General features: G+C 72.1%; 9 protein-coding genes and 1 pseudogene. 2 read left to right on the top strand and 8 right to left on the bottom strand.

Annotated features, from left to right (window positions below):
• Positions 1-219, top strand: a pseudogene (locus DY240_RS33360) (hypothetical protein); the annotation flags it as partial.
• A gap of 17 nt (positions 220-236) precedes the next feature.
• Here the strand turns inward: DY240_RS33360 and DY240_RS32030 are convergent.
• The 5 genes from DY240_RS32030 to uvrB all read right to left on the bottom strand — a co-directional run bounded on the left by DY240_RS32030 (position 237) and on the right by uvrB (position 8,852).
• Positions 237-398, bottom strand: a complete 162-nt coding sequence (locus DY240_RS32030) for a hypothetical protein (protein WP_158602866.1) — start codon at positions 396-398, stop codon at positions 237-239.
• Entirely contained in the window at positions 395-1,066 is a 672-nt protein-coding gene (locus tag DY240_RS15400; protein WP_119660736.1) for a DsbA family oxidoreductase, read from the bottom strand. Before DY240_RS15400 ends, DY240_RS32030 begins: the two co-directional genes overlap by 4 nt.
• A gap of 93 nt (positions 1,067-1,159) precedes the next feature.
• On the bottom strand, positions 1,160-4,957 hold the full coding sequence (locus tag DY240_RS15395) for a S8 family peptidase (RefSeq protein ID WP_158602865.1): 3,798 nt from the start codon (positions 4,955-4,957) through the stop codon (positions 1,160-1,162).
• Positions 4,958-5,101: 144 nt separating this feature from the next.
• Positions 5,102-6,058, bottom strand: a complete 957-nt coding sequence (locus DY240_RS15390) for a TrmB family transcriptional regulator (RefSeq protein ID WP_119660734.1) — start codon at positions 6,056-6,058, stop codon at positions 5,102-5,104.
• 682 nt (positions 6,059-6,740) lie between these two features.
• Complete coding sequence (gene uvrB / locus DY240_RS15385; protein ID WP_119660733.1) at positions 6,741-8,852, bottom strand: excinuclease ABC subunit UvrB; 2,112 nt, start codon at positions 8,850-8,852, stop codon at positions 6,741-6,743.
• A gap of 59 nt (positions 8,853-8,911) precedes the next feature.
• Between uvrB and DY240_RS15380 the strand changes: the two genes are divergently transcribed.
• Positions 8,912-10,393, top strand: coding sequence for an AAA family ATPase (locus tag DY240_RS15380; protein WP_119660732.1), 1,482 nt, complete (start codon positions 8,912-8,914; stop codon positions 10,391-10,393).
• A gap of 725 nt (positions 10,394-11,118) precedes the next feature.
• Here the strand turns inward: DY240_RS15380 and coaE are convergent.
• The 3 genes from coaE to rpsA all read right to left on the bottom strand — a co-directional run bounded on the left by coaE (position 11,119) and on the right by rpsA (position 14,723).
• Complete coding sequence (gene coaE / locus DY240_RS15375) at positions 11,119-12,297, bottom strand: dephospho-CoA kinase (RefSeq protein ID WP_119660731.1); 1,179 nt, start codon at positions 12,295-12,297, stop codon at positions 11,119-11,121.
• Positions 12,298-12,359: 62 nt separating this feature from the next.
• On the bottom strand, positions 12,360-13,103 hold the full coding sequence (locus DY240_RS15370) for a hypothetical protein (protein ID WP_119660730.1): 744 nt from the start codon (positions 13,101-13,103) through the stop codon (positions 12,360-12,362).
• A 144-nt stretch (positions 13,104-13,247) separates the two neighbouring features.
• Positions 13,248-14,723: a 30S ribosomal protein S1 gene (gene rpsA / locus DY240_RS15365; protein ID WP_119660729.1), complete on the bottom strand. Its 1,476-nt coding sequence runs from the start codon at positions 14,721-14,723 to the stop codon at positions 13,248-13,250.
• Positions 14,724-15,261 lie beyond the last annotated feature (538 nt).

Genomic DNA, 15,261 nt, shown 5'->3' with positions numbered 1-15,261 from the left:
GCTCGCCCTCACCTACCGCGGAGGCATCGTGCTCGCCGCCGTCACCATCTGGCTACGCCAATAAGGAGACGCGCCCTAGGCCGGTCGCTGATCGACGCGGTGACGGCGTTGGCCGGCTGGGCGGCCGCCCACCACGGCGAGATCGCCGGCAACCGAGCCGCCAGCGACCTGAGCGGAGTCGGCCGGGCCAAGGCCCCGGTCAGCGCGTCGGCGCACTGACCCGCCGGTGGCGGTCGTCAGTGCGTAGCGCCGGGCACGCCGGCCACGGCATCCTCGTCGGTCGCCGCAGCGCTCGCCGCGTCGTCGGCGGTGTCGATGTGGCACACCCCGGTGCCGGGGTCGCACCACCCGCTGGCGGGAGCCGCCACGATCTGAAGCCCGCCCTTCGCCTCGCTCATGACACACGCTCGCTCGGCACGGGCCCGGCCACCTGCTCCAGCAACTGGGCATAGACGGCGACCTTCTGGGCGCCCGGGGCGGCCACCCGGCGGTCGAGGACGACGAACGGAACGCCGGTCGCGCCCAGCTCCAGACCCTCGCGGCGGTCGGCGCGCACTCGGTCGGCGTACTCGTTGCTCGCGAGGATCTCGCGCACTCGCCGCGCATCCAGGCCGGCCGACTCCGCGACACCCGCCAGCGCCTCCGGGTCGAAGGGGTTGAGCGTGCCCGCGAAGAAGCCGTCCTGCACGTCGGAGAAGAACTGGAACCCGCGGCCCTGATCGTTGGCGTACTGCACCACGCGGTGCAGGTCGAACGTGTTGGCGTTCAGGCGGTCCAGGGAGTACTTCAGCCCTTCCCTGCGCGCCATGGCTTGCATCTGGCGCTCCGCCCGCAGGACGTCGGCGGCGGTGCCGCCATGGGCGCGGATGAAGCTCTCCTCGTTCCTCTCCAGCTCGTGCGGCGCCTCCGGGTCCAGCTCGAAGGACCGCATCACGATCGTGAACCGATCCGCGTCCGGGCGCTGCGCGATCGCGGCCCGGAGCCGGTGCTTTCCGACATAGCACCACGGGCAGCCCAGGTCGGCCCACACCTCGATGACGACCTGCGATCCCGCCTGCTCGACCATCTTCCTCACCTCACTAGTAGTGCGTAACACCATCATGAGTGAGTAAAGAACGGCTTACAAAAGGCACTTTCAGGTGCGTGAGCACGGCCCCGGTCAGGGGAGCGCGTACGCCCGCTCGATCGTCTGGACGGTGCGGTTGCCACGGTCGTCCCAGACCTCCACCCGGAGGCTGACGAAGCCGCTGGTGTCGGCCAGCTTCGGATGGTGCGTCCGGACCTGGAACTCGCCGCCGCGCGGCCGGGGCAGGACGCGCGCGGGCACCCACGTGCCGCCGTCGTCGAACGACACGTCCACCGTCATGCCGGCCACGTCCGACGGGCCCGTGTACCCGACGGCGCGGCTCGTGCGCACGGTGAACCCGAAGCCACGGCCGGCCGGCGCCCGGTTGAGCAGGTCCAGCGGCACGTCGTAGCCGAGCATGATCACCGGGAACGCGGCGCACACGTTGGCGCTGGGCAGGATCTCGCCGCAGCCGTCGATCTCCAGCTCGGCCGGCGCCTCGGACACGAACGTCCAGGCGGTGTGCGTGTCGGCGGCCAGCTGATGCTCCGGACCCACCTCGGCCTGGCCGACCTGCTCGATGCGGTACGTCGCCTCCTCCTCGACGAGGAACGCCGCCGGGTCGTCGATCCGCTCGCCGTCCCGGAACAAGGTCGTGGTGGTCCAGGTGCGGCCGCTCCCGTAGTGCGTGGGGTCGGAGTCGCCGCGCGGCCACGGGGCGAACGCCCAGATGTTCTCACTGCGGCACATGACGCACGGCAGGTCGGTGTGCGCCGTCGGGTGGCCGGGTGCCTCGTGCCAGCTCACCGGGTACGTGCGCCCCGGCTGGTAGGCCTGCACCGTGCCGCGCAGGTTCACCGAGTTCCAGCTCCACACCGAGTGCACCTGCTGCCGCTGACGCATGTCCCGGCCGGCCGTCACGTAGTCGGTGCGCCGGACCGGCTGGATCAGCTGGTCGAAGAACCGGAACGTGCCACCCTCCCAGGCGGCGTAGACCTCCATCACCTCGCTGCCGCGCAGCCCCTCCACCTCGGCGTGGTAGGTGTTCTCGACGGCGGCCAGCTCGGCGCGCCGGGTGGTGTGGGTGAGCTCGTCCGGGATCCGGCCGGCGTCCTCGGCCCACAGCTGGTAGGTGAACCTGCCCTCCGTCACGCCGGTGAGCGTCAGCTCGACCGGCCCGTCGGCCAGCCGCTCGCGCAGCCGCTCGCCCTCCTCGAACGACGTCGCCAGCACCGGCAGCGTGTTGGCGCTGTCGACGGAGACCGATACCGGACCCGGGCGGTCGCGCGCCACCAGCAGCGCCGCCGCCCCGTGCGTCTCGGCCAGCCGGGCCTGCTCCTCGGCCCAGGACGGGTCGCCCGACACCAGCACCACGGCGCCGTCGACGTCCGCCGCGGCGTACTCCTCGGCGGTGCCGGCGCCCACGTCGACCAGCGGGGCCACCCGTTCCCCCGCGAACCGGCCGGTGTAGCGCGGGGTGACCACGGGCACCGTCGCGGACCCGGCCGCCGCCCGGATCAGCGGCTCGCGCAACGTGGTCGCGGTCGTCATGGTGAGCTCGCCGGTCGCCGGCTCCGGAGCCGGGATGGCGCCGTAGCGCGTCGTGCGGTCCGACCGGTCGTTCAGCCCGGTGTACACCGTCGTCGCGCCGTTGGCCATGGTGCGGTACAGCGTGGTGGTGAGCTGCGTCGGCTCAGTGGGGCGCGGGTCGTCGGTCACGTCGAACTCGATGTCGACGGCGTCCCGGGCGTCCGCCACGACCCGGGTGTCGGCGCCGACGCGCACGCCGGTCTGCGCGAAGATGTCGCTGCTGACGTCGGTGAAGCCGCCGCCGGGGTCGCCCGTCGCGATCGTCCCGTACACGGTGTACGTGCCGGCCGGGACGCGGAACACCAGCTCGTCGCCGTCGTACACGTCCTGGGTCGAGTAGTGCAGCGCGGGGTTCGCCTCGTTGACGACGACCACGCCGGCGCGGTCCGGTGTGGCGCCGTCCCGCCCGACGACGCCGACGGTGAGCTGGTGCGTCGCCGGTTCGACCTCGAAGGCCACCGCGGTGATCGCGGCGGCCCCGCCCGGCGCCGTCGCCCGCAGGTGGCCGGTGAACCGGCCGGCGGCGCTGCGGGCCGGGTCGAGGGTGACCTCGACGGTGGCGGTCCCGCCGGCCGGCACGGTCAGGCTCGGCGCGGACAGCGTGAGCGCGCCGGCCGCGGGCGCGGCGCCGTTCAGGTCCGTGACGTCCAGCGCGAGCTCCAGCCGCAGGTCCGTCCCGCCGCTGTTGACGTAGGTGACGGGGACGGTGCGGGGTGCGGCGCCGGTCTGCGGGTAGGGGTGCACGCCGAGCTCCGCCTTGCCGGTCGCGGTGAGCGGCGACGACGTGACGGCGGCGGCGTCGACCCGGCCGCTGCCCTGCGCGTAGAGGTCGTGGCCGAGGTCGACGGCGGTGCTCATGAGCGCGTCCTTGAGCTGCGCCCCGGTCCAGTCCGGGTGCCGCTGCGCGACCATCGCGGCGACCCCGGCGACGTGCGGGCTGGCCATGGAGGTGCCGCCGTTGGCGAGGTAGTACTCCCCCACGGGCACGCCCTCCTCGGTGCCGCCGGCCCGGGCGGCCACGATCGCCGCGCCGGGTGCGGTGATCTCCGGCTTGATGGCCCGGTCGCCGACGCGCGGGCCGCGGCTGGAGAAGTCGGCCATCCGGTCCTCGGCGTCGACGGCGCCGACCGCCAGGGCCGCGTCCGCGGCGGCCGGCGAGGTCACCGTCGGCGCGCCCGGGCCGTAGTTGCCGGCGGCCACGACGAACAGCGTCCCGGACTCCTCGCTGAGCCGGTTCAGCGCCTGGCTCTGCGGGTCCTGGCCGTTGCTCGGGTAGGACCCGAGGCTGAGGTTGACGATGTCCGCACCCTGCTCGACCGCCCACTCCATGCCGTCGATGACCTCGGAGTTGTAGCTGTAGCCCTGGTCGTCCAGCACCTTGCCGACGAGCAGGTCCGCCCCGGGTGCCACGCCGGAGTAGCGGCCGTCGGAGGCGGCGCCGGTGCCGGCGACCGTGGAGGCGACGTGGGTGCCGTGCCCGTGGCCGTCGTGCACGGTCTCGCCCTCGATGAAGCTGCGCGAGCCGACCACCTGGCCGGCGAGGTCCGGGTGCCCGGTGTCGTACCCGGTGTCCAGGACCGCGACGGTGACGCCGTCGCCGTCGTAGCCGCTCTCCCACGCCTCGGGGACGCCGATCTGCGGCCGGCTGTCGTCCAGGCTGGCCGAGACGCGGGCGTCCAGCCACACCTTCTCCACCGCGGCGGAGCTGCGCGCCCGCCGGCTGGTGAGGTGGCGCCAGAAGTCGCCGGTCGCGTCCTTGGCGACGTCGACCGCGGCGCCGTCGATGCTGGTCAACGGCGTCACGCCGGACGTGGCGGGTAGCGCGGCCGACCGCTGCGCGAGCCGTCCGGCACCGTCGGCGTAGGTCACGATGAGCGGGATGGTGTCGATGCGGTCGTCGGTGTAGCCGTTCTCCGCCAGGTACCGCACGTCGAACAGCCGCTCGTCGAGCAGCCCCGCGGAGATCAGCGGCTTGGCCTGGTCGGGTACGACGTGCACGCCGTCCGGGCCGACGGTCATCTCCATGCCGCGGGTGCCGCTGTCCGGGGCGAGCTCGACGGCGACGTCGGGCCGCGGGCCACCGGTGTCGGTGTAGACGACGGTGTCGCCGGTGATCAGCGTGATCTCCACGGGTGCGCCGGCCGGTGCGGCCGCCGGCTCGGGCGCGCCGCCGGCGGTGTCGAGCACGGACACCGCGGGGTCCGGCGAGGCGGGGACGGCGGGGGCGCCGGGAGCGACGGCCGCCGTCGTCGCGCCGGCCGTCAGGACGAGGACGGCCGCGCCGGCCAGAACGTGTCTCACGGCGTTCTCCTGTTCGTCGCGCCCGGGCGCACCTCGGCCCGTCATCGTGGGCCTTGACAGTACGAATGCCGCGAACGCCGACTCAACGGTCATCGGCGGCGACTGTGCGCCAATGTCACAGAGACGACACCTGGTCCGCCGCCGTCACACCCAGCCGCGGCGGGCGGCCTCCCAGGCCAGCTGCATGCGCGTGCGCACATGCGCACGGTTCATCAGCGCCTGCACCTTCCGCTGGACGGTGCGCATGCTGGTGCCGCGATGCACGGCGATGGCCTCGTCGGTGAGCCCGGCCAGCAGCAGCGAGAGCAGCTGGCGGTCGTCGGCGTCGAGGAACGGGTCGCGCGGCGAGGGCGAGTTCTCGTTGTCGACGTGCAGCGGCACGGCGGCGGCCCAGACGAAGTCGAACAGCTCGAGGAGGGCGTCCAGGACGGCACCCGCCCGGACCAGCACCCCGACCGGGGTCGTGTCGTCCCGGGCCATCGGCAATAGGGCCACCGACCGGTCGACCACGAGCATCTTCACCGGCAGTCGCGTGTGCACCCGCACCTGGTCCCCCGGCCGCAGGCCGTCCCGCACCGCCCGCAGCGCTCCCGGCCGTTCCAGCGCCTCGGTCTCGAAGACCGTGCGGCCGCGCACCGGCGCGGCGGGCTGCACCTGTTCCTCCGATCGCACGGCGATGATCGGCGGCTTGATGAGGTTGAGCACCTCGGACCGGGCGGCCGCGAGCATCGTCATGGCGGCCCGGCGCAGCGCCTCCTGGCCCCGGACGATCTCGAACACCCCGGACGCCTCCATGGCCAGCGCGTTGGCCCGGTGCTGCGCGGCGAGGCGGTCCAGCGTCTTCTGCGCCGAGCGCAGCTCGCTCAGCCGGTCGGCGATCATCGCCTCGACCACCCCGGGCGACGCCGCGACGTACCGCGCCGGGGTGTCGGCCGTGCGGCTGGCCAGCCCGCGCTCGAGGAGCCCTGCCAGCGCGCCGTCCACGGCCTCGGACGGCAGCCCGGTCGCCGCGGCGAGCTCGGCGGCCGTCGCGGAGACCACCGACACCAGCTGCCGGTACACGCGATCTTCGTCGTCGGAGGCGCCCAGAACCGTGAGCATCAGCGCCTGACGCGGATCATCGGTGCCGGCCTCCGTGACGTTCGTCCGGTTGTGTCGGAGAACCCTAGCTGTCGCCCGGCCGCCGCGCCCGTCCGGCCCTGGTGTGAGCCGACATCGACGCTGCTGATGACGGCGTCACTGATCATGAAGATCTGGCCGTCGCCCGGCGATCTCATGGGATCGGCGTGGTGACGTTGCCGGCTGGCCTCGCGGCACGGTTGACCGTCATCATCCACCTTTTCAGTCGTCATGGCAGCTCAGAAGGTTGATGATCAAGGCGGGTCGAGGGTCATCACCGGCGACGTCCACGTCGTCACGGTGACGGCGCCGACGTCGCGCAGAGCGCGGACCAGTTGTCCACGATTCCTCGTCACCGTGAGCGACGGCAGGTCTTCACGCAGAACGTCGGCTCACACCCTGGCGACGATCAGGACCTGGCGTGGTGACACCACCGCCAACAGTTGGCGCTCAGGTCACCGCCGGCGACCATGACCCGCTGGCAGGCGGCGCGCACCACGCCTTGAACTGAGTCGATCACCGAAGAAGGTCTGGTCGCCCGGCTGCAGGAGCCGAGGTTCCCCGTGATCACCCCGCTCGGTCGTCGCAGGGCGCGCCGACCCGTCCAGCCCAAGGACACACACACGGCAGGCACCATGCCGCCGCTGCGCCCGGCGGCGCGGGGTCAGCGGACGCCGGCCTCGTGCATCCCCCGCAGTTCCTTCTTCAGCTCCGAGATCTCGTCGCGCAGCCGGGCGGCCAGCTCGAACTGCAGCTCCGCGGCGGCCGCGTGCATCTGGTCGCTGAGCTGCTGGATGAGACCGGCGAGGTCGGCCGCCGGCATGCCGGCGAGGTCGGCGGCGTGCTTGCCGGCGCTGCCGACGCTGCTGCGGACCCCCGGCACCGGCGACTTGCCCCGGCTGGCCGCACGGCCGGACCCGCCGATGAGCGCCTCGGTGTCGGCGTCCTCGCGGGCCAGCATCTGCGTGATGTCGCTGATCCGCTTGCGCAGCGGCGTCGGGTCGATGCCGTGCTCGCGGTTGTAGGCGACCTGCTTCTCGCGCCGCCGGTTGGTCTCGTCGATGGCGTTCTGCATGGACGGCGTGATGGTGTCGGCGTACATGTGGACCTGACCGGACACGTTGCGCGCCGCACGGCCGATGGTCTGGATCAGCGACGTCCCGGAGCGCAGGAAGCCCTCCTTGTCGGCGTCGAGGATGCTCACCAGCGACACCTCGGGGAGGTCGAGGCCCTCGCGGAGCAGGTTGATGCCCACGAGTACGTCGAACTCGCCCACCCGCAGCTCGCGCAGCAGCTCGACCCGGCGCAGGGTGTCGACCTCGCTGTGCAGGTAGCGCACCTGGATGCCGCGCTCGAGCAGGTAGTCGGTGAGGTCTTCGGCCATCTTCTTGGTCAGCGTGGTGACGAGCACCCGCTCGTCGCGCTCGACCCGGAGGCGGATCTCGTGGATGAGGTCGTCGATCTGGCCCTTCGTGGACTTCACCACGACCTCGGGGTCGACCAGGCCGGTCGGCCGGATGATCTGCTCGACGACGCTGTCGACCTTCTCCATCTCGTACGGCCCGGGCGTGGCCGACAGGTACACCGTCTGGCCGATGCGCTCGAGGAACTCCTCGAACCGCAGCGGCCGGTTGTCCATGGCGCTCGGCAGCCGGAAGCCGTGGTCGACGAGCGTGCGCTTGCGGCTCATGTCGCCCTCGTACATGCCGCCGATCTGCGGCACCGTGACGTGCGACTCATCGATGACCAGCAGGAAGTCGTCGGGGAAGTAGTCGAGCAGGCAGTTCGGCGCCGACCCCGGCGCGCGGCCGTCGAGGTGACGCGAGTAGTTCTCGATGCCCGACGTGAACCCGACCTCGCGCATCATCTCAATGTCGTAGGTGGTGCGCATGCGCAGCCGCTGCGCCTCGAGCAGCTTGCCCTGACGCTCCAGCTCGGCCAGCCGCTCCTCCAGCTCGGCCTCGATGGACCGGATGGCCCGCTCCATGCGCTCGCGCCCGGCGACGTAGTGGGTGGCGGGCGCGACGTAGGTCTCCTGCTCCTCGCGCATGACCTCGCCGGTGAGCGGGTGCATGGTCATGATGCGCTCGATCTCGTCGCCGAAGAACTCGACCCGCACGGCCAGCTCGTCGTACATCGGGATGATCTCGAGGGTGTCGCCGCGGACCCGGAACGTGCCGCGGGTGAGGTTCTGGTCGTTGCGGGTGTACTGGACGTCGACCAGCTCGCGCAGCAGCCCCTCGCGGTTCTTCTCGTCGCCGACCTTGAGGTGGACCATGCGGTGCAGGTACTCGTCGGCCGAACCCAGGCCGTAGATGCACGACACCGTCGCCACCACGATGACGTCGCGCCTGGTGAGCAGCGACCACGTGGCCGAGTGCCGGAGCCGTTCGACCTCCTCGTTGATGGAGGAGTCCTTCTCGATGTAGGTGTCGCTCTGCGGGACGTACGCCTCGGGCTGGTAGTAGTCGTAGTACGAGACGAAGTACTCGACGGCGTTGTTGGGGAACATCTCGCGCAGCTCGTTGGCGAACTGGGCCGCCAACGTCTTGTTCGGCACCATCACCAGTGTGGGCCGCTGCAGGCGCTCGACCAGCCAGGCCGTCGTGGCGCTCTTGCCCGTACCGGTGGCGCCCAGCAGGACGGTGTTCTTGTCGCCCCGGCGGACCCGCCGCTCGAGCTCGTCGATGGCCGCCGGCTGGTCGCCGGACGGCTCCCACTCGCTGACGACCTTGAAGGGCGACACCACCCGGGAGATCTCACTTGCCGCGCGCATGACATCAACGGTATGCGCTCCCACCGACAGAGTCCGAGGCTACGGCTACGCTCACAGCGATGGACGACGACACCCGCAGGTTCGTGACCACGTTCCAAGCCTTCCTCCAGGACGTCGTGCACCAGATGCCGCTCGAGGGCGACCCCGGCGCCGAGCCGCTGCTCCCCCTCCTGGAGCAGCACCTCGGCGTGCCGCCGCGCTCCCTGCCGGTGGTGGGCGAACACGTGTCCACGCAGCGCTTCACCGACGCCGACGTCGCCCTCGAGGTACTGGCCCAACGGCATGGCGAACGGCGGCTCCTCGGCATCGGCGGCGGGCAGCAGCGGCGGCACTCGTCGTTCGCCGAGATCATCGAGTTCGCCGGCCACCGCCAGTTCCCCGTCAGCCCCGTCGACTACGCGCGCGTCCCCACCGGACCCCGCTCCAGCCGCCAGGTCGTCTCGTTCGGCCTGCACCTGTTCACTTACGACCAGGTCCCGGTCGCGGTGCTGCAGCGGGCACCACAGCCGCACTTCGGCCGCGAGCACCCCGAGCTCGAAGTGCTGGCCGCGGCCGACGCCGTCGTTCCCGCCCTGCTCGACGAGCTGCGCAGCCTCATGTCCGAGCACAGCGTGCTGCGCGGGCAGGTCGTCACGTTCACTCCCAGCCAGTTCGGCGCCACCAACGGCACCGTCACGTTCCTCCCCCGCCCCGACCTGCGGCCCGACGACGTCGTCCTGCCCGACGGCGTTCTCGCGAAGGTCGAGCGGCATCTCACCGGCGTGGCTCGGCACCGCGACGCGCTCCGCGCGGCCGGCCAGCACCTCAAGCGCGGCATCCTGCTGTTCGGCCCGCCCGGCACGGGCAAGACGCACACCGTCAAGTACCTCATGTCGGCGACCCCCGGCACGACGGTGATCCTGCTGTCCGGACACTCCCTCCAGCTGGTCCAGGCCGCCGCCGAGACCGCCCGCGCCCTCGAGCCGGCCGTAGTCGTGCTGGAGGACTGCGACCTGATCGCCGAGGACCGCAGCCTGTCCGCCGGGCCGCAGCCGCTGCTGTTCGAGGCGCTCGACGCCCTCGACGGCCTGGCCGACGACGCCGACGTCGCGTTCGTCCTCACCACCAACCGTGCCGACCTGCTCGAGCCGGCGCTCGCCCAGCGTCCCGGCCGGGTCGACCTCGCCGCCGAGATCCCGCTGCCCGACGCCGCCGCCCGGCGACGCCTGAACCGGCTCTACGCCCGGGACCTGCCGTTCACCCCGGCGGCGCTGGACTCCGCCGCCGACCGCGCCGAGGGCACGACGGCCTCGTTCGCCAAGGAGCTCATGCGCCGCGCGGTCCTCGCCGCCGCCGACGCCGGCCGCCCGACCGCCGACGCCGACCTGTCGAGCGCACTCGACGAGATGCTCAGCGACACCAGCGCCCTCACCCGCAGCCTCTTCGGCGGCGCGACGGACGACGCCGACCGGCCGGACGGTCCAGGCGGGCGAGGTGCGCCGCGGCCGGGCCTCGCCCCGCCCGGTACCCGGCGTGGCGGCTTCTACCGGCCGCTGCCCTGATGGTCCGCTGTACCCGGGGGTCGGTTTGGTGTGGCGTTCGCTGGGGCTCCCCGTCCCCCTGCTGCCCCATTCTCTTGCCGCGAACGGGCGCGTCAAGCGGACTATTGGCGCTTCGCGACGATGACCGCTTGACTCACCCGCCCGCGGCGAAGAACGGGCAGTTATCAGGGGGACGGGGAGGATGTGGGCACGCCTCGGCCTTGTCGTGCCCGTTTCGCGTGCTTTGTCGGGCTGTGGGCGGCGATGATCATCGGCGATCGCCTACATCACGAGGATTCCGTGAGCATCACCACGACTGTAGGGGTGTTGACGCTGGGGTAATCCTCGTGATGGCTCCCGAATCACGGCGAAATCTCACCACGTGGACGCTCAACAACACCAACGCCACACAGAAGCCGGCCAGACGCCCCGGCNTCTCACCACGTGGACGCTCAACAACACCAACGCCACACAGAAGCCGGCCAGACGCCCCGGCAGCCGTCGCCGCTCTTCCCCCGTCCCCCTGATAGCTGCCCGTTCTTAGCCGCGGGCGCGCGGGTCAAGTCCAAGCGCCCCAACCACAGCGGAGCCCCACCACAACGCGCGCGGACTTGAGGCGCGCGCCCGCGGCCAAGACAATCGGGCAGCAGGGGGACGGGGCCAACGCAGCAGGGGGACGGCCAACGCAGCAGGGGGACGACCAACGCAGCAGGGGGACGGCCCAACGTCAGGGAACGGCCAACGCCTCACACCCGCCAACCCACCTCCGCCGCCCAGGCGTCGGCGCGGGCCAGCGCCTGGTTGATCCACGGCGTCTTCCGCGTCGCGTACTCGTCCACCGACGCGTGCGGCTGAGCGGCCAGCCCCCGTTTCAGCGCCGCGTACTCGCCCACCGCGTCCGGGTGCGCCCGCAGCCAGTCGCGCAACAGCAGCGCATCGCGCCAGGTCGGCGACGTGACGGGGCGGATGTGGCAGTTGACGGGGCGGCCGGGGTCGGCGTTCGCGCAGAGCACCTTGTCGCGCTCGACGCCGTCGCGGTCGACGTCCCACCAGCGGTCGGGCAGGCGGACCAGCCCGGCCTCGGCCAGGTCCGCGGCCACCGACGCCGCGGTGTCGAGGTCTGCGACGACCAGCTGCACGTCGATCACGTCCTTCGCCGGGAGCCCGGGCACCGACGTCGAGCCGTGGTGGTCGGAGCGGATCAGCCGGTCGCCCGCGATGCGCCGGATGCGCCCCAGCAGCCGCTCTCCCTGAACGGCCCAGGTCGGGTCGGGGTCGGCGATGACGGCGTGCGGCGGACGCGGCGCGCCGGTGCGGGTCCGCAGGTTCGCCTCGAACGGCACCAGCCGCTCTTTCCACAGGGCGTCGACGGCGGCCTGGGTGTCCACAAGGGGACCGGAGTTGTCCAGCCAGACGTCGCCCGCGGCGCGCCGCTGCTCGTCGGTCGCCTGCGCGCGGATCCGGGCCAGCGCGTCCGCCTCGGCCATCCCGCGGTCCTCGACCAGGCGCCGCAGCCGCTCGGACTCCGGCGCGTGCACGACGACGACCAGCGGGAACCCGGCCGTCAGCCCGTTCTCGACCAGCAGCGGGATGTCCTCGACGACGACGGCGTCGGGCCCGGCCGCGGCGACCAGCTGCTGGCGACGCCGTCCGACCAGCGGGTGCACGATCGCGTTCAGCGCCCGCCGCCGATCCTCGTCGGCGAAGACGATCGTCCCGAGCGCGGGCCGGTCCAGGGCGCCGTCGGGGGTCAGGACGCCCGGCCCGAACTCGTCCACGACGGCGGCCAGCCCCGGCGTCCCCGGCTCGACCACCTCGCGAGCGATGAGGTCCGCGTCCACGATCGTCGCACCCCGCTCGGCCAGCCGGCGCGCCACCACCGACTTGCCGGCCCCGATCCCACCCGTCAGCCCGACTCTCAGCACCCCACGACCCTAGCGGGCGCGGATCTCCCGCACGGGGACCGGTCGTGGGCCGGCGCGCTCCGCTAGGTCGTCGCCGGTGTCGGGGTCGCGGACGTGCCGGGCGTCGGCGTCGCCCCGGGCGTCGGCGTCGTGCCGGGGGTGGTCGTCGCGCCCGGCTCGCCGCCGAGCAGGTGTGCGGCCAGGTTCACCAGCACGACCGGCTCCGCGGCGGCCGGCACCAGGCCGTGCCGCAGCGTGATGACGTAGGTGCGGATGTCGCCGGCGACCACGAACGAGACGTCCTCGGCGTCGGACAGCAGGAAGCCGTCGTGGCCGGCCACCGTCTGCGCGGTGACGACGGCGCCCGCGGCCTGCGCGCTGTCGACGGTGGAGTCGATGCGGCCGGCGGCGGTGTCGGCGTCGGTGTAGCCACTGACGGCGATCTCCAGCGGCACCGGCGGCGGGGTGGGCGGCGGCGTCTGGCCCTCCGGAACCTCGGGGACGCCGTAGCTGCAGGTCAGGCGGCCAGTGCGACCGGAGTCGGGCAGGAACTCGTCGTTGTAGACGCGCACCGTCTCGCCCTGCATGGGCACCTGCAGGATCTGCGCGATCTCGCCGGCGGTCGCGAGGTCGCCGCACAGCTCGGGGACGCCCGTGGTGGACGACGGCGACGCGGTCGGTTCGCCGCCCGCCTCGGTGCTGTCGCCGCCCTCGGTCGGCTCCCCCGACGTCGGCACGACCGGCACCTCGGGCTCGCCGCTGTTCGAGCAGCCGGCCAGCAGCAGGATCAGGGCCCCGGCCACCGCCGGCAGGTGTCGGCTCGTCATCAACGTGTCCTCCCGTTCGGGCACACCGTAACCTCCGGCGCCCTCGCGATCACGCAGGCGCCGCGGCGCGACACGAGATGCGACGAGCCCCGCACCCGAGGTGGGTGCGGGGCTCGTGCGATGCGTCGTCGGCGACGCGAGGGCTCAGTTGCCGGTGAGCTTCTCGCGCAGCGCCTGGAGCGCCTCGTCGGACGCCAGCGTGCCGGCGCCTTCGTCGTCGCCCGAGGTGTACGAGGACGGGTTGTCGGCCTTCGCCTCGGCGTCGGCCTCCTGCGCGCTCTCGATCTGGGACTTGTGCGCCTCCCAGCGAGCGTGGGCCTCGGCGTACTGCCGCTCCCACTCCTCACGCTGCTTCTCGTAACCGGGGAGCCAGTCGTTGGTCTCCGGGTCGAAGCCCTCGGGGTACTTGTAGTTGCCCTGGTCGTCGTAGTCGGCGGCCATGCCGTACAGCGTCGGGTCGAAGTGCTCGCTGACGTGCGCGGCGGTGTCGCCCTCGTTGGCCTGCTTCAGCGACAGCGAGATGCGGCGACGCTCGAGGTCGATGTCGATGACCTTGACCATGACGTCCTTGCCGACCGTCACGACCTGCTCGGGCACCTCGACGTGGCGCTCGGCCAGCTCGGAGATGTGCACGAGGCCCTCGATGCCGTCCTCGACGCGCACGAACGCGCCGAACGGGACGAGTTTGGTGACCTTGCCGGGCACGATCTGGCCGATCTGGTGGATCCGGGCGAACTGCTGCCACGGGTCCTCGAGGGTGGCCTTGAGCGACAGGGACACGCGCTCGCGGTCCATGTCGACGTCGAGCACCTCGACGGTGACCTCCTGGCCGACCTCGACCACCTCGGACGGGTGGTCGATGTGCTTCCAGGAGAGCTCCGAGACGTGCACCAGACCGTCGACGCCGCCGAGGTCGACGAACGCGCCGAAGTTGACGATCGAGGAGACCACGCCGGAGCGGATCTGCCCCTTCTGCAGGGTCTGCAGGAAGGTCGACCGGACCTCGGACTGCGTCTGCTCGAGCCACGCCCGGCGGGACAGGACCACGTTGTTGCGGTTCTTGTCCAGCTCGATGATCTTGGCCTCGATCTCCTTGCCGACGTACGGCTGGAGGTCGCGGACCCGGCGCATCTCGACCAGCGAGGCCGGCAGGAAGCCGCGGAGACCGATGTCGAGGATGAGGCCGCCCTTGACGACCTCGATGACGGTGCCGGAAACGACGCCGTCGGCCTCCTTGATCTCCTCGATCTTGCCCCAGGCGCGCTCGTACTGGGCGCGCTTCTTGGACAGGATGAGGCGGCCTTCCTTGTCCTCCTTCTGCAGGACGAGGGCCTCGACATCGTCGCCGACGGCGACAACCTCGGAGGGATCGACGTCGTGCTTGATGGACAGCTCACGCGAGGGGATGACACCCTCGGTCTTGTAGCCGATGTCGAGCAGGACTTCGTCCCGGTCGACCTTGACGACGGTACCGGAAACGATATCGCCGTCATTGAAGTACTTGATGGTCTCGTCGATCGCGGCGAGGAAGGCTTCCTCGGACCCGATGTCGTTGACCGCGACCTGCGTGGTCCTGGGGGCCGTCGAGGTAGGCGTCTCGGCCTCGATGCTGCTCGTCATGTGGAAGGGGACTCCGGACAAGGTTCGGTTGAAGCGTGCGCGCCAGGACCCTTGGATCGCTGTGCCATCACCGACCAGGTCCTATTTCCCCTGTGCCGCCAACCGACAATAACGAGCGCGAGCCTGCTCCGTCCGAGGTTCGCGCAGGCCCACAGCGCACACACAGATTACCTGCCCGCGACGACCAGGGTCAATTGGCGGAAGGTCGCGAGTTGATCACGGCGGCGGATTCAGCTATGGGGTCACCCGGGCGTCAGCCCCCGTTCATCGGTCGGATCCAGGATACTCCCTCGCCCGGCGTTCGGAGGCGGAGGTATCGGCGCAGGCAGCGACCGGTTTCGGCGGGCCGCGAGCGACGCGCGGCGCCCCGCCGGGCGGCCTAGTACCGGTGGAGGCTGCCCGCCGACTGCCCGTCGTCGTCGAACTCGTCGAACAGGCCGTCGTCGTCGCGGGCGCGGCGGCGGCCCTGGCGGGGTGCGGCGGCCCGGGAGGGCTCTGCGCCGGTCCGGGGCTCCGCCGGCGCTGGGTTCGCCGCGGC

Source organism: Jiangella rhizosphaerae (genome assembly GCF_003579925.1).
GTDB lineage: Bacteria > Actinomycetota > Actinomycetes > Jiangellales > Jiangellaceae > Jiangella > Jiangella rhizosphaerae.
This window is presented reverse-complemented; position numbering and strand designations above follow the sequence as displayed.